20 protein-coding genes and 1 tRNA gene are annotated in these 23,664 nt (G+C 60.5%); 5 read left to right on the plus strand and 16 right to left on the minus strand.

Going from position 1 to position 23,664, the window contains the following annotated elements:
* Positions 1-53: 53 nt before the first annotated feature.
* The 9 genes from purC to infA all read right to left on the minus strand — a co-directional run bounded on the left by purC (position 54) and on the right by infA (position 5,558).
* Positions 54-854: a phosphoribosylaminoimidazolesuccinocarboxamide synthase gene (gene purC, locus ACG9DO_RS07355; protein WP_394731064.1), complete on the minus strand. Its 801-nt coding sequence runs from the start codon at positions 852-854 to the stop codon at positions 54-56.
* An 88-nt stretch (positions 855-942) separates the two neighbouring features.
* Positions 943-1,671, minus strand: coding sequence for a hypothetical protein (locus ACG9DO_RS07360; protein ID WP_394731065.1), 729 nt, complete (start codon positions 1,669-1,671; stop codon positions 943-945).
* 132 nt (positions 1,672-1,803) lie between these two features.
* Complete coding sequence (locus ACG9DO_RS07365; RefSeq protein ID WP_394731066.1) at positions 1,804-2,055, minus strand: hypothetical protein; 252 nt, start codon at positions 2,053-2,055, stop codon at positions 1,804-1,806.
* 145 nt (positions 2,056-2,200) lie between these two features.
* On the minus strand, positions 2,201-2,881 hold the full coding sequence (locus ACG9DO_RS07370) for a transposase (protein WP_394731067.1): 681 nt from the start codon (positions 2,879-2,881) through the stop codon (positions 2,201-2,203).
* Between the two features lie 409 nt (positions 2,882-3,290).
* Positions 3,291-3,366 (minus strand) — tRNA-Phe (locus ACG9DO_RS07375).
* Between the two features lie 111 nt (positions 3,367-3,477).
* A complete protein-coding gene (locus ACG9DO_RS07380; RefSeq protein WP_394731068.1) occupies positions 3,478-3,663 on the minus strand; it encodes a DNA gyrase inhibitor YacG in 186 nt (61 codons plus the stop codon).
* Positions 3,660-4,613: a ribonuclease E/G gene (locus tag ACG9DO_RS07385; protein ID WP_394731069.1), complete on the minus strand. Its 954-nt coding sequence runs from the start codon at positions 4,611-4,613 to the stop codon at positions 3,660-3,662. Before ACG9DO_RS07385 ends, ACG9DO_RS07380 begins: the two co-directional genes overlap by 4 nt.
* Before the next feature lie 87 nt (positions 4,614-4,700).
* Complete coding sequence (locus ACG9DO_RS07390; RefSeq protein WP_394731070.1) at positions 4,701-5,273, minus strand: Maf family protein; 573 nt, start codon at positions 5,271-5,273, stop codon at positions 4,701-4,703.
* Positions 5,274-5,288: 15 nt separating this feature from the next.
* On the minus strand, positions 5,289-5,558 hold the full coding sequence (gene infA, locus ACG9DO_RS07395) for a translation initiation factor IF-1 (RefSeq protein ID WP_394731071.1): 270 nt from the start codon (positions 5,556-5,558) through the stop codon (positions 5,289-5,291).
* A gap of 194 nt (positions 5,559-5,752) precedes the next feature.
* On the opposite strand from infA, the gene ACG9DO_RS07400 reads away from it, so the two are divergent.
* Positions 5,753-8,260 carry a TonB-dependent receptor gene (locus ACG9DO_RS07400; protein ID WP_394731072.1) on the plus strand — a complete coding sequence of 836 codons (2,508 nt, stop codon included), beginning with the start codon at positions 5,753-5,755 and terminating at the stop codon, positions 8,258-8,260.
* Between the two features lie 28 nt (positions 8,261-8,288).
* Here the strand turns inward: ACG9DO_RS07400 and ACG9DO_RS07405 are convergent, their stop codons facing one another.
* From ACG9DO_RS07405 to ACG9DO_RS07420, 4 genes are all read right to left on the minus strand, one after another.
* Positions 8,289-9,101 carry an esterase/lipase family protein gene (locus ACG9DO_RS07405; protein ID WP_394731073.1) on the minus strand — a complete coding sequence of 271 codons (813 nt, stop codon included), beginning with the start codon at positions 9,099-9,101 and terminating at the stop codon, positions 8,289-8,291.
* 27 nt (positions 9,102-9,128) lie between these two features.
* Positions 9,129-11,021, minus strand: coding sequence for a wax ester/triacylglycerol synthase family O-acyltransferase (locus ACG9DO_RS07410; RefSeq protein ID WP_394731074.1), 1,893 nt, complete (start codon positions 11,019-11,021; stop codon positions 9,129-9,131).
* A 165-nt stretch (positions 11,022-11,186) separates the two neighbouring features.
* Positions 11,187-12,362 (minus strand): NAD(P)/FAD-dependent oxidoreductase, encoded by a 1,176-nt coding sequence (locus tag ACG9DO_RS07415; RefSeq protein ID WP_394731075.1) that lies wholly within the window; start codon positions 12,360-12,362, stop codon positions 11,187-11,189.
* Positions 12,363-12,368: 6 nt separating this feature from the next.
* Entirely contained in the window at positions 12,369-13,640 is a 1,272-nt protein-coding gene (locus tag ACG9DO_RS07420) for an APC family permease (protein WP_394731076.1), read from the minus strand.
* 143 nt (positions 13,641-13,783) lie between these two features.
* Here ACG9DO_RS07420 and uvrC point away from each other — a divergent pair, with 143 nt between their 5' ends.
* The 3 genes from uvrC to ACG9DO_RS07435 all read left to right on the plus strand — a co-directional run bounded on the left by uvrC (position 13,784) and on the right by ACG9DO_RS07435 (position 17,710).
* Complete coding sequence (uvrC, locus tag ACG9DO_RS07425; protein WP_394731077.1) at positions 13,784-15,736, plus strand: excinuclease ABC subunit UvrC; 1,953 nt, start codon at positions 13,784-13,786, stop codon at positions 15,734-15,736.
* Between the two features lie 9 nt (positions 15,737-15,745).
* On the plus strand, positions 15,746-16,564 hold the full coding sequence (locus ACG9DO_RS07430; RefSeq protein ID WP_394731079.1) for a hypothetical protein: 819 nt from the start codon (positions 15,746-15,748) through the stop codon (positions 16,562-16,564).
* A gap of 129 nt (positions 16,565-16,693) precedes the next feature.
* On the plus strand, positions 16,694-17,710 hold the full coding sequence (locus tag ACG9DO_RS07435; protein ID WP_394731080.1) for a DUF1838 family protein: 1,017 nt from the start codon (positions 16,694-16,696) through the stop codon (positions 17,708-17,710).
* A 10-nt stretch (positions 17,711-17,720) separates the two neighbouring features.
* Here ACG9DO_RS07435 and ACG9DO_RS07440 read toward each other — a convergent pair whose 3' ends face one another.
* The gene (locus ACG9DO_RS07440; protein ID WP_394731081.1) at positions 17,721-19,223 is read right to left on the minus strand and encodes a carotenoid oxygenase family protein; all 1,503 of its coding nucleotides are present in this window, start codon (positions 19,221-19,223) and stop codon (positions 17,721-17,723) included.
* 162 nt (positions 19,224-19,385) lie between these two features.
* On the opposite strand from ACG9DO_RS07440, the gene ACG9DO_RS07445 reads away from it, so the two are divergent.
* Positions 19,386-20,201: a universal stress protein gene (locus ACG9DO_RS07445; RefSeq protein ID WP_394731083.1), complete on the plus strand. Its 816-nt coding sequence runs from the start codon at positions 19,386-19,388 to the stop codon at positions 20,199-20,201.
* Between the two features lie 151 nt (positions 20,202-20,352).
* Here ACG9DO_RS07445 and ACG9DO_RS07450 read toward each other — a convergent pair whose 3' ends face one another.
* Together ACG9DO_RS07450 and ACG9DO_RS07455 are read right to left on the minus strand one after the other, a co-directional pair.
* On the minus strand, positions 20,353-21,276 hold the full coding sequence (locus ACG9DO_RS07450) for an acyl-CoA thioesterase (RefSeq protein ID WP_394731085.1): 924 nt from the start codon (positions 21,274-21,276) through the stop codon (positions 20,353-20,355).
* A 174-nt stretch (positions 21,277-21,450) separates the two neighbouring features.
* A complete protein-coding gene (locus ACG9DO_RS07455) occupies positions 21,451-23,568 on the minus strand; it encodes a sodium-translocating pyrophosphatase (protein WP_394731087.1) in 2,118 nt (705 codons plus the stop codon).
* Positions 23,569-23,664: the final 96 nt, after the last annotated feature.

The raw sequence follows: 23,664 nt of genomic DNA on the forward strand, positions 1-23,664 counted from the left end.
CTTGCTGGCCCAGAACGCGTACAATGACAAGGCCGCGCAGGCCCTTCGCAAGCTTACTTCTTGGAAGTTGGCGATCCGCGCAAGCGGCTGCGATGGCTCGACATATCGAACACTTCGCCCGGGCCGCCATCCTCGTTGAGCAGGCCGAGGCGCCGTGCCACTTCGCGATAGGCCTCTTCCTCGCCGCCCAGATCGCGGCGGAAACGGTCCTTGTCGAGCTTCTCGCCCGAAGTCATATCCCAGAGGCGGCAGCCGTCCGGGCTGATTTCATCGGCCAGGATCACGCGGCTGTAGTCGCCATCGAAAATGCGCCCGAATTCCAGCTTGAAGTCAACCAGCCGGATGTTCACACCGGCAAACATGCCGCACATGAAATCATTGATCCGGATCGCCATGCTGGCAATGTCCTGCATCTCTTCCGGGCTTGCCCAGTTGAAGGCGGCGATGTGCTCTTCCGCGATCAGCGGATCGCCCAGCGCATCATCCTTGTAGTAATATTCGATCAGCGTGTGCGGCAGCGGGTCGCCTTCCGTCAGGCCCAGCCGCTTGCAGATCGAGCCAGCCGCGACATTGCGCACCACCACTTCGATCGGGATGATTTCCACCTGCCGGACCAGCTGCTCGCGCATGTTCAGGCGGCGAATGAAGTGCGTCGGAATGCCGATATGCGAAAGCCGCGTGAAAACCGCTTCGGAAATGCGGTTGTTGATCACGCCCTTGCCGTTGATCGTGCCTTTCTTCTCGGCGTTGAAAGCGGTCGCATCATCCTTGAAATACTGGATCAGCGTGCCTGGCTCTGGCCCTTCGTAGAGAATCTTGGCCTTGCCTTCGTAAATCTGGCGGCGACGGGACATGGGCGAAACGCTTTCTTGACTGATAAAAACACAGCGCCCCGGCGAGGCGATTCCGTGAGGTGTCGCGGCAACCGGGGCGAGCGCTTTGCTATAGGGGCAAAGACAGCGGCGTGCAATCTTTGGGCTGGGCCAGTTTGGCAGGCCAATCCTTGATCGAGACCATCGCCACAAACCGCCGCGACAAATGGCCAGCAGGTGCCAACTCCACCGTATTGGTGCCAAAGCTGATCCGGCGGCGAGGGATATGCGCCCATGGATCGCCATGCGGCACAGCAACCGGGCTCATATCACCATTGTAGAGATAGGATAGGAACTCGAGGCTTTCCGAGCGCATGCCATGTTCGGTCTCGTAATCGGTGAGCAGGCGCGGCTCATATTGGCTGAGCGCGGCCATTAGAGCTTCAACCGCATTGTCGAGCGCGCGCTGCTCAGCTGCCAATTGTGCGGCTTCATTGCCCGATTTCTTCCCAAACCAGTCGCGGATGCGGTCCGCGATCCCTATCTTGCCCGGCGTGGGGCGGCGGATGAGGGTGAGAAACAGCTCGTTGACATAGAGCTCGCGCGAGGCAAGCCGCTCGTGCCAGCGTGCGTCGAGGCCTTGCGAGAATTGGTCGGGATATTCCGCGATCAAATCCGCATCGACGCGGCGGCGAATCATATGGTGATAGATCGCAAAGCGTGAATTGCCGATCGCCCGCAGCATCGCATCGCGTAGTTCAGCGCGGTAGTTGAGCTCCTCGCTATCTGCGGTCTCAAACAGAAGGCCGGAGAGGCGGATTTGTCGTGACAAACGGCTCATTTCGATACTTGACGCCATCAAATCCATTTAACTCTTTCGCCAATAAATCGAATATTCTCTAATTCGATTCGCCTTGGCCTATTCGCCAAGAGACATTAAGAAGTGATACGCTAAGACGGAAAATCCTCCTTTTATTCCGATAGACTCGAGTTATTCACGACGCCTTGATAATGAATCTTTATCGGCTAGCCGCACTACGAATTCAGATGTACTCGATTCTTCATACTCAAAGTATCTATCGTATTCGAGATTTTCTTTAATGAAGTTCACCAATTCAACAAAATCATCAACCGTCTCTATCGTCGAAAACAATGTATCCGGCATATGACGATTGAAGTCTGGAAGGTGGTCATAAAGACGTTTGTAGTCCGTGATCGCATTCTGAAATTTTTCTGTACTCATCTAATCCTTAACCTCGAAACTGGCGTTAATTTTAGCCTTCTGTAGCCTCTCGCCCTATCGCCTGCAGCACCAAACAGCGATCGAGCTTCCGTTAACGTATACTCAACGGTCTTAACCTGAGTTCCGGATTACGGTGACAGTGCATTTAATTGCTCTCCTGCTTGGTCGGTTTTGTGCGAGGTCCCCGTTTGGCCGGTCTCGGATCGCGCCCCAGCACCGCCTCCACCCGCTCCAGAAACGCGCTGCTCCCCAGCGGCCTGCCGGTCGTTTCCGACTGCCGCAGCGCCCTTGTCGCCTCCTCGTCCTCGCCAGAGGCAAGCAGCGCCGCAAAGTCCGGCACACGCTCCAGCACCGGAGCGGTATCGGTCAGCCCGTCGCCCCTTGCCGGGGCGAGCAGGGCATGAACGCTTGACCAGCGCCAGTCCCGCGCCCGTTGCGCCAACCGCGCCCGCACCGGATTGAGCGCAACATAGCGCAACGCTGCGAGCAGGTGCGGTTCGTCCATCGCTACGCAGCCAAACCGCCCCTGCCAGAAATGGCCGGTGCGCTTCTCGCGCGCATGGATGCGTCCGGCATATGCCCGATGCACCCGGCTTAGCGCTGCGCGCAGGCCATCGGCATGGCTCGGCACGAGGATCAGATGGACATGGTTGGGCATCAGCACCCAGCTCCACACTGCGACATCATGCGCCGCGCAATGCTCGGCGAGCAGATCGCGATAGGCGGCATAGTCCGCGTCCGAGAAAAAGGTCTGCTGGCGGCCATTGCCGCGCTGGGTGACATGGTGCGGCGTGCCGGGAAGCACGAAACGGGCAAGGCGAGCCATGCGAAACTGCTAAAGACGCTGCATTCTCCCGTCAATTAAATGCACTGTCACCGTAATCGCCGTCAATTAAATGCACTGTCACCGTAATCGCTGTCACCGTAATCGCACTGTCACCGTAATCGGAAGCACGAAACGGGCGAGGCGAGCCATGCGAAACTGCTAACCATGCTGCAAACTCCCGTCAATTAAATGCACTGTCACCGTAATCTGTCACCGTAATCTGCACCGTAATCTGCGTAATCTCGAGCCGCGCATATCGGCATAAAGGAATTGCGCATTACTGGTCGCAGTGCCGGAGCCGGGATAGTGGATCAGCGGATCGTCAAGCGGGAGTTTTGTGGAACGTTCCGGGGACAATGTACCGAACTGACCCGTGAGTGCGCGGTTTCTTTTGACTTATCGGGAAAGGTGGTGCCTCGGGGCGGAATCGAACCACCGACACTGCGATTTTCAGTCGCATGCTCTACCAACTGAGCTACCGAGGCATCGTTGCTGCTGCGGCGTATAAGACACCGGCCAGCGAGTGAGAGCGCGCCTATGGCGAAGCCGCGCTGGCTTGGCAAGGGGTAAAAGCCGGTTTTGTAGGCCGTGCGCTGCTAGTCGCGGTCTTCGCGAATGATTTCCCCGGCGATCTCCTCCGGGCTGGCGGGCCTGCCTGGGACAGCGTAGCCATCACCAAACCACCGGGCGAGATCGCGGTCCTTGCACCGGCTGGAGCAGAAGGGTTTGAACTCTTCGCTGCGGGGTTTCTTGCAGATGGGGCAGGCTTTGGTCTTGGTCATCGCGAGATCATCTGGGCACTGACCCCTTCGAGCGCAAGGCTTGGGTCGGTCTCGATTTCGATCTGCCGTCCGGTCCGGCGGGAGAGGTCTTCCAGCCATTCAGGCTTGAGCTTGGCTTTGAGCGCAGGGTGGATGGAAAGTAGCAGCATGTTGCCAGTACCTTGCGCCAACTCGGCCTGACGCAGCGCCATTCTTGCGCACATGCCGGTGCGGGATGTCGCGAAGCGGTGGAGCAATGACGGCCCTTCCAGCCGCGCGACGATCTGAACGAAGCCGAACCCGTTCATCGCGGTGCGTTCATGCGGCCAATCGGCGAGCGCTTGGTCGAGCGCTGCGTCCACTGCCTTTCGGTCTGCTTTCGCCTCGACCGTTGGAAAGTCGATGCCGATATTCCCGCCCAGATCGAACAGGTTGAGCCAGCGCGCGATGACCGGCGCTGCTGCCAGAGCGACGTCTCGCGGGCTTCCATCTCCATCGACATCGATCAGCGTCATCGCGGGGGTGACGCTGAACAGCAGCGAGCCGCCTTCGAATTGAATCTCACCAGAGCTGGCTGTGTGCCAGATGTCTTCCCAGGCGCCCTCTGCAAATTCGCGGGTCTCCCTCGCGCCAGCAAGCCATTCTGGTGCGTCCGCTAACCGGGTTGAGGTGTAACGCCCCTGCGCCTTCTTGAGCCGCCCACGTTCCGCAATAGGTGCGCGCGTGATTGTCAGGGAAACGCGCTGGCCTTCGGTCAAATCAGGCGGGAGATGGTCGACGAGTATGTCCTGTCCGTTGGGTAGTGTAGCGACCCCGCGCCGCGCGCCGGATGGCTTGGAAGTCAGCTGTGCTTCGATGTGCTGCCCGGCGAACATTTCGCCCGGCCACCGCAGCTTTGCGCCGAGCACATGTTCACCATCCATGAGCAGCGCGCGGTCCTCGCCGATGCCGCGTTCGACCAGCCAGGTCATTTGCCCACCCCGCTGCGACTAGCCTCGCCTGCGGCATGGCAAGTCTCGCTCCCCTTCCGCTTGCGGGAGGGGTTGGGGGTGGGTGCATCAGGCAATTGGAAAGCCCGCAGCCTTAAGCAATGCCCGCGTTTCGAACAGCGGCAGTCCGACCACGCCTGAATGGCTCCCGTCGATGCGCTGGATCAGCCCTTCTGCGGCGCCCTGAATGGCATAGCCTCCCGCCTTGCCGTCCCATTCGCCGCTGGAGAGGTATGCGGCGATTTCTTCCGCGGAGAGCCGTTTGAATATGACGATTGTTTCAGACAGCCGCTCGCGCAAGGTGCCGTCGGGCGACTTGAGCGCGATGGCGGACAGCACCCGGTGACGCCTGCCCGAGAGCAGCTCAAGGCATTGCCGCGCGGTCGCTTCATCTTCCGCCTTGGGAAGGATGCGGCGACCCGCAGCGACAACCGTGTCGCCAGCAAGCACGTGGCCATCTGCTGAAACCGCAAGAGCTTTCTCGCGTGCCATGCGCTTGGCATAATCGCGCGGGAGTTCGCCCTTGTGCGGGGCTTCGTCGATTTCAGCGGGAAGGATCGCTGCTGGCTCGATACCCAGACGCGCGATCAACTCTCGCCGGCGCGGCGATGCTGAAGCGAGAATTAAAGAGGGTGCGCTCATGACTGAGCAGCGCGCTTACGAAGGGCCGGGGCCCTGAGAGGAATTTTGCCCGGGGCCGCCGCGGCCCGGCATGAAGCGGTATGTGATGCGCGCCTTGGTCAGGTCATACGGCGTCAACTCGCACAAGACTTCGTCGCCTACGAGGACGCGGATGCGGTTCTTGCGCATCTTGCCGGCCGTGTGCCCTAGCACTTCGTGACCGTTTTCGAGCTCCACCCGGAACATCGCGTTAGGCAGCAATTCGACCACCTTGCCGCGCATTTCGAGGAGTTCTTCCTTGGCCATGTAAATCCTTGTGCTGTGTTCAGTTAAACCGTGTGGCGCGGCCAATAGCCGTGTGCGGGAAAAAAGGGAAGCCTCGAGCGTTATCGAGCCTGAAGTGGTTTTGAGTGCATGAAACTTATGCGCAAGAACCACGTTGCAATATGTTACAATTCCGAAGCTTGTGCGAATGCAGCTTCTCAGCGAAAGCGAAGCAAATGAAGTCCCCCACTTCCCTGTTTTTCGGCACATGCCTGATGGCGCTCGCCTCGGCTCCACTGTCTGCGCAAGCGGCAGAAAAGCCAGCCGCTGTTCCTGCAATGGAAGATCCGCCCGAAAGCATCGAGACGCCGGAAGGCGGAGCGATCATCGTTCGCGGGCAGCGACTGCGCGGCCAGTTGCAGGTTGAGCAGGCTCCAGTGCTGGAACTTGATGCGGCTGACATCGAGGGGATAGGGGCAAACTCGCTCACGGAATTGCTCGCGGTGATTTCTCCGCAGACCGGTTCGTCGCGCGGGCGGGGCGGAGGCGGCCAGCCTGCAATCCTCGTCAATGGCCTCCGGATCAGCAGCTTCCGGGAACTGCGCTCCTACCCGCCAGAGGCAATCGCAAAGGTGGAGGTGATGCCGGAAGAGGTCGCTCAGCGCTTCGGCTTTCCGCCTGACCGCCGCGTGGTCAATCTGATCCTCAAGGACAATTACAACAGCCGCGAAGCAGAGGTCGAATGGGAAGGGCCATCTGATGGCGGATATGCCGCACGCGAAGCCGAGTTCACCTATCTCAAGTTCGATCAGGGCAACCGGCTCAACTTCAACGCTGAGGTCAATGACCGAACCATGTTGACAGAGGCCGAGCGGGGCGTCGATCAGACCGAAGGCTCGGTCAGCCTTGTCGCAGGCGACCCTGACCCGGCGCGCTACCGCAGCCTCGTCAGTGACCGGCTCTCAGCAGAGGCAACTCTCAACTGGACCAAAGCGAACCTTGATACAGGCAGCCTGCTGACCTTGAACGCGACGTACGAGCGCGAAGAGAATCGCAGTCTGTCTGGCCTGAACTCGGTCTTGCTCGATAATGGGGTTGAGACAGAGTTCCGAACCTTCGGCGCCGAAACCCCACTCAGACGTCGCAACAACAGCGATACATTCTCCACCGGGCTCACCTATTCGCGCCGGCTTGGCGGGTGGCAGCTGACCGCGACCTCGAACGGCACGGCAACTGACAGCACGAGCCTGATTGACCAGGCGTTCGATACAACCGATCTGGAAACGGCGGCGCTGGCCGGTACGCTCGCGCTCGACGGGGACTTGCCGACCAGCGTGTCCGCTGATGTCGAAACCGCAACCAACCGCACCTTGCGATCGGACAACCAGGTCATCTTCGTCGGAAATCCACTCATGGTCCCGGCCGGTGAGGTCTCCACCACTTTCAACTTTGGTTTTGACTGGTTGCAGATCAAAAGCACTGACACGCGCACTCTGCAGGATACCAAGCTCGATCGCTCGCGATTTGAAGCAGGTACCAATGTCGCGATCCCGATTGCGGATCGCGGCGGCGCATGGGGCGCGATTGGCGGGGTGACGCTCAATTTCAGCGGCGGGATTGAAGAGCTGTCGGACTTCGGCACCCTCACCGATGCGAGCGCTGGCGTGACCTGGGAGCCCCTCGATGGCCTGACCTTGAGCGGCACTTATATCCTAACTCAGGTTGCACCCAGCCTGACCCAGCTTGGCAGCCCGGCTATAGAAACGCTCAACGTGCCGGTCTTCGATCTTGTCAATGGCGAAACGGTGCTGGTGGCGGTAACCTCCGGAGGCAATCCCAACCTTCGGGACGAACAACAACGCGACTGGAAGTTCGCAGCGAACTGGGAACTGCCTTTCTGGGAAAGCACCCGTTTCTCTGTCGACTACATCCGCAACCGGTCTGATGATGTGACGAGCGGCTTTCCCGCGCTCACGCAAGTGATCGAAGATGCGTTTCCTGACCGCGTGACACGCGACGCAGGCGGCCAGCTGGTTGAGCTGGACCAAAGATTCGTGACGTTTGCGGAAACGCGGGCCGAGCGGCTTGTTTTTGGCCTGACGACACGCGGCAGCTTTGGACAACCAGCTCCGCGGCCTGAACCCTCCGGTGAAGCCGGTCCTGGAGGGGCGCCGGGGCAAGGCGAAAGCCGACAGGGCGAGAATGCGCGGCCAAGCGGTGCTGGCGGCCCTCCCGGCATGGGCGGACGCGGGTTCGGGGCAGATGGTCGCGGTCGCTATTTTGTCAATCTCACTCATACCGTCGAGCTTGAGAACACGATCCTGATCGCGGATGGTATTGCACCGCTCGATCAGCTTGATGGCGATGCGACCGGGACTTTCGGGTTCCCGCGTCACTCGAGCAGGCTGGAAGCGGGCATGTTCCGCAGGGGCACGGGTATGCGCCTGTCAGGAAGCTATACCGGCAAGACCCGCGTCAGCGGCAGCGATCCTGCTGGCGCGTCTGATCTGTTCTTCGGCGACCTGGTGACTTTCGATGTCCGGGTGTTCTTCAATTTGGGCGAAGTGTTTGATGCAAAAGACACTTTCGCAAACAACTTCCGGGTCAGTCTGCGTGCAGACAACGTCTTCAACGCCCGGCGTAACGTACGTGATGGCCTCGGTGAAGTGCCAACAGCCTTCCAGCCAGACCTGATCGATCCGACCGGACGCTATCTCGGACTGGATTTGCGTAAGATGTTCTGACCGCTCGCAACCGGCGGTCAGGCTCAGGTCACGCGCGGAAGCCGGTATGGGGATACATCCATTGCTGTGCAAGCGATGGTTCGAACGGCATCCACTCGCCTTCTTTCTGCGCGAGGCGATCGGCGATCGCGATCATCACAGACGGGTTCACGCCGAGACCCAGATGGCTCGCATAGACTTCGATATTCTCGGTCGGTGTCTTGCTGGGCTTCTGAACCGAGCCGCGCCAATGCACTACGCCGTCGGTTTTGGTCAGGATCGAAGTGGTTGGCACGGGCGGAGCCTCGTCGAGCCCGGTAAAACGGCCTTCGCGCTGCACTTCGGGCTCCGTGCCGTTGAAGAATTCGAACAGACGCGCTGCATTGGTGTGATTGCGATCATCCGAGATCGGACTGCCGAGCGAGATCACAAGGCGCACGCGATCCGGGTGGAGCTTCGCCAGTTCACGCGCGAGCACGCCGCCAAGACTCCAGCCGACCAGCGAAACCTTGCGCCCGCTATCGTCATTGAGCCGCTCAAGCTGCGCGACGAGCCGCCCCAGCAGTGCATCATCCACTCGCACATTGCGCCCGCTGTCCCAGCCATGCGCATCATAGCCGAGATCGCGCAGCAAATTTCGCATCGGAATGGTCGAATTGTTGGTTGCCATGAAGCCCGGCAGCACTTTCACCGCGTGGCCATCGCCCTTGGGCAACTGCGAAAGGAACGGGCGCATCATGTAGAACGCGCCGAGTTCGAAGAACGCTCGACCCTCCGCTAAGGCCCAGAACCGGCTCGGTGGCCGCGGGCTGAGGTCATGTTCAAGGTCAAGTTCGCTCTTCGGCATGGCAATCGCAGTCAAATGTGTTCCCCTTACGGATTATCCTCGTTACTTCGCGGGCTTGCTCCCCGTCTCTTGGGCCGTCTCTTGGGCCGTCTCTTGGGCCGTCTTTTGGGCCGTCTTCTTGGCAAATTCTGCGGATTTGGCAGCAGGTTTGCGCCGCGCTGGCTTCTTCCTGGCGGCAGCCTTGCTGGCGGGTGCTTTCGCGCTGGCCCCGGTCTTGGATGGAGCAGCAGGCTTCGGCTTTGCCGCTGCCTTCTTCGGCGCAGGCGTGTTGGCCGGTTTGGCAGTAGCGCCGCTTTTTGCAGGAGCTGCGCGTGTGACCTTGGTTGCAGTCGTCCGCGCGGCAGGCTCATGCGCGGTCTTGGACGTGGCACCTGCCTTGACAGGAGCTGCGCGTGTGGCCTTGGCTGCCGGCTTCTTGGCAGCAGGTTTGCTGGCCGGCTTGCCGGTTGCTCCGGTCTTTGTGGGAGCTGCCTTGCGCGCACCCGGCTTCTTCGGTGGGGCAGGCTTGTTCTCGTGCGCTTCGGCCGCCGCGAGCAACTCTTCATAGCTCTCGACGATGCATTCGATATAGAAGTCAGGATCGGGCAGCGCCTCGCGGCAGGCGGTGAAGCTGATCGTCGCTTCATCGCAATAGCTCTGCACGACATGGCCGAGGCCTAGCCCGTCATTGAGGCAGACCAGACCCATCATGCTCTCCAGCTTTGCGCCGCTCGAGAAGATCGGGATCGGCGGGCCTGGAACATTGGTCACAACGGTGGTGAAGGGCGGGCCAACGCCGCGGTTGGCAAGGCCCAGACGAGTGTAGAGCTGCGCGCCAAGCGACATCCACAGCGCTGGGCTGACCTTGCTGATTTCCGTCATGTTGCGCGCACCCAGTGCGTCTGTCATCGCCTTGGAGTTGGTCGTGCGCGAATGGACATATTTGAGCCGCTCAACCGGGTCTTCGATATGCGTGCCCAATTGTGCGATCATGGCGGAAACCTGGTTACCCATGTCGCCTTTCTCGTCACCCGAGCGGGTTGAGATCGGGGCCATCGCCGTCAGCGTGGTCTTCGGAAGGTCGTTCTTTGATTTCAGATACTTGCGCATCGCTCCGCCAACGATGGTAAGGAACACATCGTTGACCTTCGCGCCTTCATCCAGTGCGCGTATCTTCTTGATACTGGCGAGCGGAAAGCTGCGACCTTCGACCACCCGGTGCGGCGAAATCTTGCGGTTGAAGCGCGTCTTGGGCGCCAGCATCGCGCTTTCGACCTTGAATTCCTTGACCGCCAGGCCCTTGATTGCGCGGGCGAGCCCCGGCGCTGCCTTGGCTGCCACTTCAAGCTGTTTGAGCGGGTTGGTGACTGCGTTGAAATAGCTCTTGCTGAGCAGTTCGATCGCAGTGGGTACGCGCTCGGGTTTCCACTGGTCTTTCGTCTTTGGCGGGGGTGCATTCGGCTCAAGCGTATGCGTTGCCTCCATCAGGTCGATCCCGCTCATCCCGTCGATCGCGGCATGGTGGACCTTGGTGACCATCGCGTAGCTGCCCTTGGGAACGCCGGGGACGTTGTCGAGCCCTTCGACCACAGTGAATTCCCACGGTGGCCGGTCGAGATCAAGCGGGCGCGAAAAGATCCGCGCGGCCTGAATGCACAGCTGTCGCCAGTCGCCCGGCTTGGGCAGAGCGACGTGACGGACGTGATATTCCAGATCGAAGTCAGGATCCTCGATCCAGTAAGGATAATCGAGATCCATCGGGACCCGCACCAATCGCTGGCGGATCGTGCGAGAGAGTTGCATCCGGCTTTCGAAAAAGCTCAGAATGTCCTTGAAACGGACGAAGCCGCCCGGCGCGGTTTCGGGATTGTAGATCAGGATCGAGCCGATATGCATCGGCGAATTGCGTGTTTCCAGCGCAACGAAGCTCGCATCCATGCCTTGCAATTGCCGCAAGGTTCCCTCCTGTCGATAGTGTCGGCTCTTACCGATCTGACGTGTAGACCCTAGCAGAGGTTCGCTGCAATGCACAACTTGACGTGAACGGCAGAGCCTTACGTTACGGATTGCAGGAAATCAGCCAGGTGGCGGCCTTTTTTGCCGGACATGGCCCGCCCGCGGTCAAAGCGAATCCCCTGCGGCGACCCCGCTCGCCCACGCCCACTGGAAGTTATACCCGCCGAGCCAGCCGGTCACATCGACCGCTTCGCCGATGGCATAGAGGCCGGGGACTTTCCTCGATTCCATTGTTTTTGATGAAAGCTCTGCGGTGGAGATCCCGCCGACGGTCACTTCGGCCTTGGCAAAGCCTTCCGTACCATTGGGGCGGAATTCCCAACGCGACAGCCGCTCTTCCGCCGAACGCAGGGCCTTGTCGCTCGCATTGCCAAGTTCGGCTGGGATACCAAGCCTGTGAGCGAGGATGTCTGCCAGCCTGTCCGGCAGCAGCTCACGCAGCACCTGCTTGAAGGTCCCACGCGGCATGTCGCGTTTGCGCTCAAGCAGCCAGCCAGAGCCGAGGTCGGGCAAGAAGTTGATCACGATCGGCTCGCCCGGCTCCCAGTAAGAAGAGGCCTGGAGGATCGCCGGGCCAGAGAGGCCGCGATGCGTAAACAGCGCTGCTTCGGGGAAGCTCGTCTTGCCCGCGCTTGCGATCACAGGTGCGCTGACACCGGAAATCTCGCGGAACAGCACTTCCTCGCCGCCCAGCGTCAGCGGGACAAGCGCGGGGCGCGGCTCGACCACTTTCAAGCCGAATTGCCGCGCGAGGTCATAGGCGAAGCCTGTCGCGCCCATCTTGGGGATCGACGGCCCGCCGCTCGCGATAACGAGGCTCGGCGCGGTCACGATGTGTCCGCTGGCCATGACTGCAAAGCGGCCTGCTTCGTGTTCAACTGCGGTGACGTCTGCATCACAGCGGACCTCGACATCGCCTTTTGCGCACTCTGCCAGCAGCATGTCGACAATCTGCCTTGCGGAGCCGTCACAGAACAGCTGGCCGAGTGTCTTCTCATGCCAGGCAATGCCGTAGCTCTCGACCAGATCGAGGAAATCGCGCGCAGTATACCGGGCGAGCGCGGACTTGGCGAAATGCGGATTGACCGAGAGGTAGTTCGCAGGTCCTGCACCGATATTGGTGAAATTGCAGCGCCCGCCGCCTGAAATGAGGATCTTTTTGCCCGGCTTCTCCGCACGTTCCAGCACCAGAACGCGCTTGCCGCGCTGGCCTGCGCGTGCGGCGCACATCAGCCCTGCGGCCCCTGCGCCAAGAATTATGGCATCGAACGCGTTGCTCATGGGTGCTTAAGCCGCCGCAGCCTGCGCATGGGACCGTATTGCCAGGAAGTAGAGGCCTGTTCCAACTACAAGGATCAGGCCCAGCATAGTGAAGGCCTCCATGCTCGCATGGCTGGCGACCCACACCGAGCTCACCAGTGCGAGCACACAGATCAGCGCGCTGACCGGAGTGACCCTGCCTTCGCGTCTTTCGATCACGGGCAAGGCGAGCATGCAAATAAAGTAGGTCAGCATGCGGGTGAGTGTGCCTGCAACCGCCAGAAATTCAAACCCGTCCCACAGGCTGAAGAGGATCGACACGACCGCCAGAAAACCGATTGCATTACCCGGCGTGCCCCACCGCGAAAGTCCCATGAACCAGCGTGGCAGCATGCCTTGTTCCGCCATGCCATACATTAGGCGCGGCGTTGCTATGCCTCCATTGAAAGTGTTCGCGCCGATAGAGATGGCCGCCGCGAGCACGATCATGAGCGTGCCAAATTCGCCCATGAGTGCGCCAGCGGCCGCTGCGAGCGAATTGGGTGCATCACTTTGACCCGGTGCAATCGCAAGATAGGCCCAGATCACCGCCATGTAGATCGCGGTCACGATGGCGAGACCAAGCACCAGCCCGACAGGCACATCGCGCCTTGGTTGCTTCATCTCGCCTGCCGAGAGGACCACTGCTTCAAACCCGATGAACGCATAATAGGTCAGCAGCACCACGCTTTCGATCGCACCAAATTCAGGCACGATGATCGGCCCGCCGCTCAAACCTGCAAAGATTGCAGCCCCGGTCAGAATGATCAGCGGTGCGAACTTGATCAACGTCATCAGTCCAAGCACGCTGACCGATTGCTTCATTCCGAACAGGTTGATCGCGAGCATGGCAGCGATGATCGAAACCACCGCGACGGGGCGCAGAACCGGACCATCGAGCACCGGCCAGATGGCTGCGAGATAGGTGACCATGACATGCGTGTTTGCCGCAAGCGTGGTCATGGCCGATGCAAGTCTGCCCCAGCCCGCCTGAAACCCCACGAAGGGACCGAAAGCGGCTTGACCATAGAGGATCGGGCCGCCGCTATGGTCGAACCGGCTGGCGAGACGTGCGAACACCAGGATGAGCGGCAGGAACAGCAAGCCGCCCAGCAGCATCAGCCATGGCGCGAAGCTCCCGACTGCGGCGACCAGCAGCGCCGGCAGAGCAAATATGCCCGCGCCGATCATGCCGTTTACAGTGAACAGCGTTGTACCGAAAACGCCGACTGTGCGCGGCGGCGCGACCTGTTTTGTCATGCTGTCTCCCTTAATTGGGGCGCTATTGGGGCGGTGGTTCGCACGGGGCGGACGAGGGCGCAAGCGCAGCTGTGCCGCTTATGTATGTTTTTGTAGCCTTGCGGAATTGAGTCCGCTGGCTTCAACGCCTATCTCCCGCCCCAATGGCTGGCCCGAACTATTCTTCCAGAGCAGGATCGCCGCACGACCCTCGCGGGAAGGAGCGCTTCAATGAAGAACGCGCGGCCTATACCGTTGCCAGCGCGCAGCCCGATATCGAAGCCGGGATCAAGGCGATCCGGGAAACTGTTGCAACGCTGAAGCCGGTGCCCGGCGTTTACCGGATGCTCGATACGCGCGGCGATGTGCTGTATGTCGGCAAGGCGCGCAGCCTGAAGGCGCGGGTGCCGAATTATACTCAGGTCAAGCAGCTCTCGGGACGCTTGCAGCGGATGGTCAGCCAGACGCGGGCGATGGAGATCGTGACCACCAACAGCGAGGCGGAAGCGCTGCTCCTGGAAGCGCAGCTGATCAAGCGCTATCGCCCGCCGTTCAACGTGCTGCTGCGCGATGACAAGAGCTTTCCCTTCATCCTGCTGCGCGTGGATCACGACTTTCCGCGGATCATGAAGCATCGCGGGGCGCGGCGGGCCAAAGGCAATTACTACGGTCCCTTCGCGAGTGCGGGCAGTGTCAACACGACGATCAATGCGCTGCAAAAGCTGTTCCTCTTAAGGAGTTGCACCGACAGCTTCTTCGCCAATCGCGACCGGCCGTGCCTGCTTTACCAGATCAAGCGCTGCTCCGCGCCCTGTGTCGGGCGGATTGACGAGGCGGGCTATGCTGCGCTGGTCGATCAGGCGAAGGACTTCCTCTCGGGCAAGTCATCTTCGGTGCAGGCGGACTTGGAAAAGCAGATGGCGAAGGCTGCGGAAGATCTCGATTTCGAGACCGCAGCGATCCTGCGTGACCGGCTGCGCGCAGCGACTTTCATCCAGGGGAGCCAGGCGATCAATGCGAGCGGGGTAGGGGACGCTGACGTCTTCGCGCTCGCAAGCAAAGGCGGTCAGATCGGCGTGCAGGCCTTCTTCATCCGCGGCGGGCAGAACTGGGGCCACCGCGCGTTCTTCCCGGCGCACACCAAGGATGTGGAAGAGGCCGAAGTGCTCGCCGATGTGTTGCTGCAATTCTACGAGGAAGTGCCGCCGCCGCCGACGGTATTGGTGGACCGCGAACTCCCCGAAACCGAACTGATGGCTGAAGCGCTGAGCGAACTTGCCGGCAAGACGGTCACGATCTCTGTCCCGCAGCGCGGCGACCGGCGGCGCTTGATGGAGCAGGCCAGCCGCAATGCGGTCGAAGCATTGGAGCGTCGGCTTGCGGAAAGCGGCACCAAGGCGAAGATCAACCGCGAGCTTGCCGATTTCCTCGAACTCGACGCGCCGCCTGAGCGGATCGAGATTTACGACAACAGCCACATTCAGGGTGCGAAGGCCGTCGGTGCGATGGTGGTCGCGGGCCCCGAAGGCTTCCTCAAGAACCAGTACCGCAAGTTCAATATTCGCGAAGCGCAGACCAATGACGATTTCGGCATGATGCGCGAAGTGATGCACCGTCGGTTCTCTCGTGCAATGAAGGAGGACCCTGATCGTGAAGGCGGCATGTGGCCTGACCTCGTCCTGATCGATGGCGGCAAGGGGCAGATGTCATCCGTGCGCGAGACGCTGGAAGAGCTTGGTATCGAAGACGTTCCGCTGATCGCCATCGCCAAGGGCCCGCATCACGGGCGGGAAGGGCGCGAAGTCTTTCACTTCCCCGACGGGCGCGAGAAGACGCTGCCGGTGAATTCGCCGCTGCTGTTTCATTTGCAGAATCTGCGCGATGAGGTCCACCGCTATGTCATCGGCGCACACCGCGCCAAGCGCAGCAAGGCGATCACCGCATCACCGCTCGATGAAATTCCCGGCATTGGTCCTTCGAGGAAGCGCGCGCTGCTGCTGCATTTCGGCACTGCGAGCAAGGTTCGCGCAGCCGCGCTGGAAGACCTGCAGCGCGCACCGGGAGTCAGCGAAGCGGTCGCGCGAAAGATTTACGATTTTTACCACGCCAGCGGCTAGGATGGCGCGATGACAGATTTCCAGTTCGCCATGCTTGCCTGGTTTGGTGTGCCAATTGCGATCATTGGCCTGGTGTTTCTTGCGCACCGTCTGACGCCTGACAGAATATGGAAATCATGGCCTGTGCAAGTGATTGCGACAGCGGCTGTTCTGAGTGCGCTTGTCGCACCGGTTGCGATCACATGGATCGATTCCCAAGGGGATTATTTCGACGATCGCATCGAACTGGTGCAAGGCGGCCTCAACACACCTCCCGATGCCGAAATTGCACCTAAGCGCTTCAATCATCTCGGCAATTGCTGGTCAAATGGAGTGAGCTGGGCTGTCGAAGTGGATTTCGGCTCGCAGGAAAAGCGGGATGACTGGTACGAGCAGCAGCCCTGGCGTGAATCGCTGGTCGAGCAAATGGCGGGCTATTTCGATGTGCCGCGCGATCAGATCACCGTCGAAGAGGGTGCTTTCACTCCTGCCATGCGAGATCCGAAATGGGTGTGGGATGAACAAGGCCCGATCCCTGACTGGATCTCGCGCACCTACAGGTACATTACGCCGTTTGTGTGCACGGCGATCGAGGGTGAAGCGGGACCGCAAGGCTCGCTGACCTTGCGGCGATGCGATCCAGTGGTCTTGCCAGAAGACTTCGGAAATCTGGGGCGGGTGACGATCATGAATCAAGGCCGGACGGGCATCCTCGAAGGGTATATCCAATACCGGGGCGGACCACCTTACTGCACCAATCCCTTGCGCCGCGGCTTGAACAATATGCTCGGCCTGCCGCATCCCGAGCCTGAGATCGGATCCAACCTCGGCAGCGCCTTTCAGTTCTGAGCAAGCGCGGTTTTTCAAACCAAGAACCGGGGCGTTTTATCCGACCTTCGATCACTTGCCCGTTTCCGGTAAAGCTATGCTGATGCAGCCTTAGGAAAGGTCGCAAGTTATTTGAGGGAGCAGGCGCGCATGAGCAACCGGATTGGCGGGTTCTTCAGGAAGACCAGAGGCATCGGATTGCTCGCAGCTGCAAGCCTGGCGCTCGCATCGTGCCAGCAGGCGCCCGAGCCGCTCAGCCCGGCCGAGCTCGAGGAAAAGCGCGCCGAACTGGCAAATATCCTCGATGATCCCATCAAGCGCTCCAACCTGATTGCGCGGATCATGGGCTCGACCGAGGAAGCGGAGCGCCACGCCTTCATGAAGTTTCACATCTTTGGTTATGCAGGCGACGGCAATCTCATCCCGTTCTTCACGATGAACAATTACATCATTCAGGAGTGGTCTCCGGATGAGAACGGCGTGTTCAACGTCACGCACCGTGAAGTCGCCTATTACTCGAAGTTCGACACCAACGAGGCCATCGACGAGTGGGAGAACCCGCTCACTGGTGAGACGATCAAACTTCCGCATTTCGTGCTGGGGCCAGTCCCGCGCCAGTACGGGCCGGGTCTGGGTGAGGGAGCTGACAGCTTCGCACCCGACCCGCTTAACATCACCATGATCGGCGACCGAGTCTATGTCCCGACGCTGACGCGCCTGACTGTGCCCAATTCGCTCCAGCCAGAGGAATGGGGTGTCTATTCCTCGGGCGAGACAGTCTATTGGGATTCGATGCTGGTATTCTCTGCCGATGCGCGCGATGCGCTGGACGAGACCAAGACTCACGTTCCGGCAGAGATTCACATGCAGAACCTGATCAGCTGGGCGCCCTATCTCAAGCTGGGTCAGTCGCCTGGGCGCACGATGGTGCGCGCATACGGGCAGCACATTTCAGGCTATGACGACCTGCCCGCCGATATTCGCGCAAACTTCGAAAAATATACGCCTGAGATATTCGACCTGGAAAGCTGGACAGACCTGCGCATGGATGCCGCAGAGCTCGCCATGTCACTGATGGCACAGCGCGAGGCCGGCACGCTTGATATCGACCAGCCGGACTACGTTGCGCCTCGGATCAAGCGCTTCGACGAGGTTGTCATTCCCTGATGCGGCTGGTTCAGGCGCGCAGCATCGCGCGCTCGACCCAGGTGGCGTGAACTCCGCTGGATATCTTGTGCGGCAGGCGTGCGCGGCAAATTGGCCCTTTGGCGATATCGCTCGCATCAAGGATCGCCAGCTCTGACGTGCCGCTGTTCTCGTCGATCAGGAAGGTCACGACGTAAGCATCCTGTTCGCCTACCGGTGGAGCCATGGACTGTGCTGCGTTACCGCTGCTTGAGGCACAGGATTTCTTCGGGATCACAGGGCTTTCGCTCGCATAGACCCCGTCTGGCAGCGTATAGACCTGCTCTTCGCCCGTCATGGTGTCATGACGGACATAGCCGTTGAACAGGAACCAGCCGGGCTTGCTGGTGGTCGACCAGACATAGCGGCTGGGCTTCATCGCGTAGTCGGGGTTGATCATGCCGAATTCGACGATCCGGTCGGACAGGCGCTCCTCGCGGGTCTCGCCCGTGGTCAGGTTGAACCGCCAGCGATGCAGCCGCGGCTGAAAGCTGTGTTCATCGACATAGGCCATCATATGTGCATAGCGGCCGAATTGCTCCAGCGGGTCGGGCATCGGCTTGTCCTGAAAATAGCCTTCGAGCACGATCTCGTCATCTTCCTCCCATGCGTTGGTCCAATGCAGCACATAGGTCGGCGCCGCCTCGAACCAGCGAATATCCTCAGGCCTGCCATGCCGCGGGATCAGCGCAAACCGCGTCGCCTCGCCTTCGTGCAGGCGCGCGGCGTGGATATCACGCTTTAGCAGCTCTGCGTCCCAATAGAGCGGCATGTCGTTGAGGATCGACCAGTTCCTGGTGATCGCCATGTCATGCGGCAGGCGCGGTCCCTTCAGCGGGATAGGCACGTAGTGGACCAGCTTTCCTGCCCGATCGACGACCCCGTAATGCATGTAAGGCGCGTGTACGGAGTAGTTGAAGAACATCAGCTCGCCGGTTTCTTCATCGACCTTAGGGTGCGCAGAAACTCCGTCCAATGGCCCCCACGGTGCTTTGCCGAGATTTTCGAGCGTGACCGGATCGATCATCCATGCCTCGCCGCATTGGTAGAAGGTGGCATAGGCAATTCCTGCATGGACAATGATGTCCGTGCTGCCCGTATCCTTGAGGCCCCCATGCGCGCCAAAACCGGGGCGCAGGCTCGTGCCCGGCGGGTCCATCAGCCCGCCCCAAAGCGCGCCGCCCGCGATTTGCTCCGCCACGAAGCAATGTGTGCGCACGAAGCGGTTGCGATAGCTCGCCTTGCCGCCCCGAATATCGACCTGATGGATCATCGCATCGCCATCGAACGGGTGATGGCGGCCTAGCGGCTGATGCACCGGATTTTCCGTGTTGCGCAGGTATATCCCATCGATATCCGCTGGAATCTCCCCTTCGATCACTTCGAGCTCGCCTGCCGTCACTTCCTCGTGAACGGGTGTCCACGGCCCTGAAAGATAGGGGTGGTTGGACGCCTCGAGCGTGTATTTCAGCGGCGGCTCGCGGGTGATCTGCATCGGGTGTTCCTCTCCATCAGCAAGACTAGCGCATCACTGCATTCGTGCAAGAAAGTGTGCTATGGATTTGATCGAGGTCAATGAATCTTGTCTTGTGAGCGGGCATAGAGGATCGACAAGGGGCCCAGCTCCGCTGGCCCCTCCACTGGGAAGGAGACCGCCATGAAATCGATATTGCTTCATGTGAACGACACCGAGGGTTGCGAGGGCCGCTTGCAGGCGACCTTCGACATTGCCCGCGCCTTCGACGCGCATGTCACGATGCTGCATGCGGTAAGCTACGAGATTTTCGCGCCTGGCGACATCTATGGCTCCGCAGTCGCTGCGGCCCTGCCTCAGATCCGGGAACAGGCGGCCGCCTTTCGTGCCAGGATGGAGGCTGACCTCGCCAATGAGGATGTCGCGTGGGAATGGGTGCTGCGCCATGGCCTGCCGGAACACGCCTTGCTGGAATATTCACCGCTGAGCGATCTGCTGGTGGTCGGCCCGCGCGATGCCGGAGAAGCCGATACCCGCGCTTCCGCCATGGTCGGTACATTGCTGGTGAAAGCGCGTTCGCCAGTGCTGGTCATGCCAGAAGGACAGACGGCGTTCGACGCTGAAGCGCCGGCCTTCGTGGCCTGGAATGGCTCCAGCGAAGCTGCGCTCGCTTTACGCGCAGCGGTTCCGATGCTCAAAAAGGCCAGGTCGGTCTCTCTTGTGAGTGTGTCGGAAGAGAAAGACCGCGAACGCTTCGATTTCCCGCCGGTGCGCGGCGCCGAATATCTCAGCCGCCACGGGATCGAATGCGAACTGGTGGACATTCCCCATGGCGAAGGCAGCGTAGCGGACACCTTGTTCCATGCTGCCGAGGCACGGAAGTGCGGGCTGATGGTGATGGGCGCTTACGGGCACTCGCGGCTTGCTGAAATGCTGCTCGGTGGTGTCACCAGACGCGCGGTAACCAATCCTGCCATTCCGATCCTGCTGGCGCATTAACAAGCAGTCTGATTTCCTACAAGAGAGCGGCGGGCTAATGTGCTCGCCGCTCTTTGAAATGTCTGATAACGCGAAGAAATTACCCGGTTATCCCAGGATCCGGATTTGCTCCCTGGACTGTGTAACATGTGTAACCAACACGTGTGGCTGATCAGCTCTCGTCAGGCGTGCTCTTGCGCCTGCGGATCATGCCTTCCTGCGCGACGCTGGCAACCAGCTCGCCTTCGCGGCTGAAGATCCGGCCCCGATTGAAGCCGCGGCCATTGCCGCTCCACGGGCTGTCGGTCGCATAGAGCAGCCACTCGTCCGCGCGCGCAGGGCGGTGGAACCAGATCGCATGGTCAAGGCTCGCGCCGACCAGTTCGCCGCGCATCCAGGAAAGGCCATGGGGCAGGGCTGAGGTACCGAGCAGGGTAAAGTCGCTGGCATAGGCGATGACCGCGCGGTGCAGGGACGGATCGTCGGGCAATGCAGCGGCGGCCTTGAACCATGTGTGAGCGTGCGGCGGCTTGGGTTCGGAATTCATCCAGTGCAGCTTGTCACTCGTGCGCATTTCGATCGCGCGCGGGCGCAGCATGAAATCGCGCGCATTGCCGGTGATGCCCGCCTGATCGACATATTCGCGCCGCACTTCCATGTCGCTGCGCAGGTCCTCTGGCGGGGTGACTTGCGGCATGGTGTAGTCATCATGGCTAAGGCCGTCTTCCGGGCGCTGAAAACTTGCAGTGAGGTTGAGGATCGGACGCGTCTCTCCATCCTTGCCGGTCTGGCTCGCGACCACGCGGCGATTGGCAAAGCTGCGTCCATCAAAGTCGGCTTCGACAGCGAGGTCGGTTACCGGGCCCTCCTCGCCTCCGCGCAGGAAATAGGCATGGAGCGAGTGTGCCTGCTTGCCGTCAGTGACTGTCGCCTGAGCTGCTTGCAAAGCCTGTGCGATCACCTGGCCGCCGAACATGCGGCCAATGCCATCTGCCTTGGCCTTTCCGGTGAAGCGGCCTGTTTCTGAAGGCTCGACCGTCAGCAGGTCGACGAGGTCAGCAACGAGCTGTTCTGGAGAGGGTGTTGGGTTCGTCATTGAAACTGGCATTGCGGGTGCTGACGCTCTTGGTCAAGAACCCAAATGAAAACCCCGCCCGGATCGCTCCGAGCGGGGTAATTCAGAAGATCAACAGCGTTTCGCGGGAGGCCGTTTCTTGTCGCCCTACCGGTTCAGCCTGCGGCTGTGCTTCGCAACCGCTACTTGAGGGCGTTAGTGCGCCCCAGCCAACGCCGCGAGCAGCAGCAGCGCGACGATGTTGGTGATCTTGATCATCGGGTTCACAGCCGGACCCGCGGTGTCCTTGTACGGATCGCCTACGGTGTCGCCGGTCACAGCAGCCTTGTGAGCTTCAGAGCCCTTGCCGCCGTGATTGCCGTCTTCGATGTACTTCTTCGCATTGTCCCATGCGCCGCCGCCAGCGGTCATGGAAAGCGCGACGAACAGACCGCCGACGATCACGCCGAGGAGCAAAGCGCCCACGGCTGCGAAGGCCTCGTTCTGACCGGCCAGCAAGTAGATCACGAAGTAGGTGACAATCGGTGCAAGCACCGGAAGCAGGCTGGGTACGATCATTTCCTTGATCGCTGCCTTGGTGACGAGGTCAACCGTGCGGGCATAGTTCGGACGGCTGGTGCCGGCCATGATGCCCGGGTCTTTTGCGAACTGGTCACGCACATCAACAACCACGTCGCCAGCCGCGCGGCCCACTGCGGTCATGCCCATCGCGCCGAACAGGTACGGCAGCAATGCACCGAGCAGCAGGCCGACGATCACATAGGGATTCTCGAGGCTGAAGTTGACTTCAGCGTTCGGGAAATATTCGCGCAGGTCAGCGGTGTAGGCTGCGAACAGCACCAGTGCTGCCAGACCGGCTGAACCGATGGCATAGCCCTTGGTCACGGCCTTGGTGGTGTTGCCCACCGCGTCAAGCAGGTCGGTCTTTTCACGAACGCTTTCATCCAGACCTGCCATCTCTGCGATGCCGCCTGCGTTGTCGGTCACCGGGCCATAAGCGTCGAGCGCGACAACCATGCCTGCGAGTGCGAGCATCGCGGTCGCACCGAATGCGAGGCCGAGCAGACCAGCGAGCTGATATGCGCCGATGATCGCCGCGATGATGACGATGGTCGGGAGGGCAGTCGATTCAAGGCTGATCGCCAAACCCTGGATCACGTTGGTGCCGTGGCCCGTTTCCGAAGCCTTGGCGATCGAGCGCACCGGACGGAAGTTAGTCCCGGTGTAGTACTCTGTGATCCAGATGATGACACCGGTCAGAACGAGCCCGATCAGCGAGCAATAGAACAGGTCACGGCCAGTGAACTCGACCATGCCGAGACCCGGATTGAGCACGGTGTTCATGCCGAAACCGGCGGTGCCCAATGCGTAAGATGTCGCATACCAGATCAGCGGGATTGCCAGCACGGCAGTCACGATGAAGCCTTTATACATCGCGCCCATGACATTGGTGCCATTGCCGAGACGGACGAAGTAGGTACCGATAATCGAAGTCACGATGCACGCGCCGCCGATCAGCAGCGGCAGCGCCATCAACGGCAGCAGCAGATCGCCAACGTCGGTCAGCAGCAGCGCCATGAGAACCATGGTTGCGCCAACGGTCACAACATAGGTTTCGAACAGGTCAGCGGCCATGCCGGCACAGTCGCCGACATTATCGCCCACGTTGTCGGCGATGGTTGCCGGGTTGCGCGGATCGTCCTCCGGAATCCCCGCTTCGACCTTGCCGACGAGGTCAGCGCCCACGTCAGCAGCCTTGGTGAAGATACCGCCGCCCAGACGCGCAAAGATCGAGATCAGCGATGCACCGAAAGCGAGGCCAACCAGGCCATCGATAACCGCACGGCTGTTCTCTTCGAGAGCCATTGGCCCGATCAGCACATAAAAGAAAACTGCGATTGCCAGCAGCGCGAGACCAGCGACCAGCAAGCCGGTTATGGCACCAGCGCGGAAAGCGATGGTGAGGCCCTGCTGCAAGCCAGTGCTTGCCGCCTGCGCGGTACGCACGTTCGAACGAACCGAGATGTTCATCCCGATGTAGCCCGCAACGCCTGAAAGCACCGCGCCAATGACAAAACCGACCGCCGGGATCACGCCGAGAAATACCCCGACAAGGATCGCTACAACCACACCGACGATGCCAATGGTGGTGTATTGACGGTTGAGATAGGCCTGCGCGCCTTCCTGGATCGCGCCTGCGATTTCTTGCATCTTGGCGTTCCCGGCATCTGCGCCGAGTACCTGGCGGCTGGTGAAGATGCCGTACACAATGGCAAGCAGGCCCAGCCCGATTGAAATTAGGATAAGGTCCACGAAATTTCCCCTCTCATGGCGTGGAAAAATGCCCGCTCGAACTCCCCTCGAGTGACATGTGGCGGTGGCTATAAGCGATGGAAACGCTGTGACAAG

The organism is Altererythrobacter sp. GH1-8, from assembly GCF_043702085.1.
Taxonomy (GTDB): domain Bacteria; phylum Pseudomonadota; class Alphaproteobacteria; order Sphingomonadales; family Sphingomonadaceae; genus Erythrobacter.

Coding starts and splice junctions, on each gene's coding strand:
- purC (WP_394731064.1), bottom strand. CDS start 854: ATGTCCCGTCGCCGCCAGATTTACGAAGGCAAGGCCAAGATTCTCTAC.
- ACG9DO_RS07360 (WP_394731065.1), bottom strand. CDS start 1,671: ATGGCGTCAAGTATCGAAATGAGCCGTTTGTCACGACAAATCCGCCTC.
- ACG9DO_RS07365 (WP_394731066.1), bottom strand. CDS start 2,055: ATGAGTACAGAAAAATTTCAGAATGCGATCACGGACTACAAACGTCTT.
- ACG9DO_RS07370 (WP_394731067.1), bottom strand. CDS start 2,881: ATGGCTCGCCTTGCCCGTTTCGTGCTTCCCGGCACGCCGCACCATGTC.
- ACG9DO_RS07380 (WP_394731068.1), bottom strand. CDS start 3,663: ATGACCAAGACCAAAGCCTGCCCCATCTGCAAGAAACCCCGCAGCGAA.
- ACG9DO_RS07385 (WP_394731069.1), bottom strand. CDS start 4,613: ATGACCTGGCTGGTCGAACGCGGCATCGGCGAGGACCGCGCGCTGCTC.
- ACG9DO_RS07390 (WP_394731070.1), bottom strand. CDS start 5,273: ATGAGCGCACCCTCTTTAATTCTCGCTTCAGCATCGCCGCGCCGGCGA.
- infA (WP_394731071.1), bottom strand. CDS start 5,558: ATGGCCAAGGAAGAACTCCTCGAAATGCGCGGCAAGGTGGTCGAATTG.
- ACG9DO_RS07400 (WP_394731072.1), top strand. CDS start 5,753: ATGAAGTCCCCCACTTCCCTGTTTTTCGGCACATGCCTGATGGCGCTC.
- ACG9DO_RS07415 (WP_394731075.1), bottom strand. CDS start 12,362: ATGAGCAACGCGTTCGATGCCATAATTCTTGGCGCAGGGGCCGCAGGG.
- ACG9DO_RS07420 (WP_394731076.1), bottom strand. CDS start 13,640: ATGACAAAACAGGTCGCGCCGCCGCGCACAGTCGGCGTTTTCGGTACA.
- uvrC (WP_394731077.1), top strand. CDS start 13,784: ATGGCTGGCCCGAACTATTCTTCCAGAGCAGGATCGCCGCACGACCCT.
- ACG9DO_RS07430 (WP_394731079.1), top strand. CDS start 15,746: ATGACAGATTTCCAGTTCGCCATGCTTGCCTGGTTTGGTGTGCCAATT.
- ACG9DO_RS07435 (WP_394731080.1), top strand. CDS start 16,694: ATGAGCAACCGGATTGGCGGGTTCTTCAGGAAGACCAGAGGCATCGGA.
- ACG9DO_RS07440 (WP_394731081.1), bottom strand. CDS start 19,223: ATGCAGATCACCCGCGAGCCGCCGCTGAAATACACGCTCGAGGCGTCC.
- ACG9DO_RS07445 (WP_394731083.1), top strand. CDS start 19,386: ATGAAATCGATATTGCTTCATGTGAACGACACCGAGGGTTGCGAGGGC.
- ACG9DO_RS07450 (WP_394731085.1), bottom strand. CDS start 21,276: ATGACGAACCCAACACCCTCTCCAGAACAGCTCGTTGCTGACCTCGTC.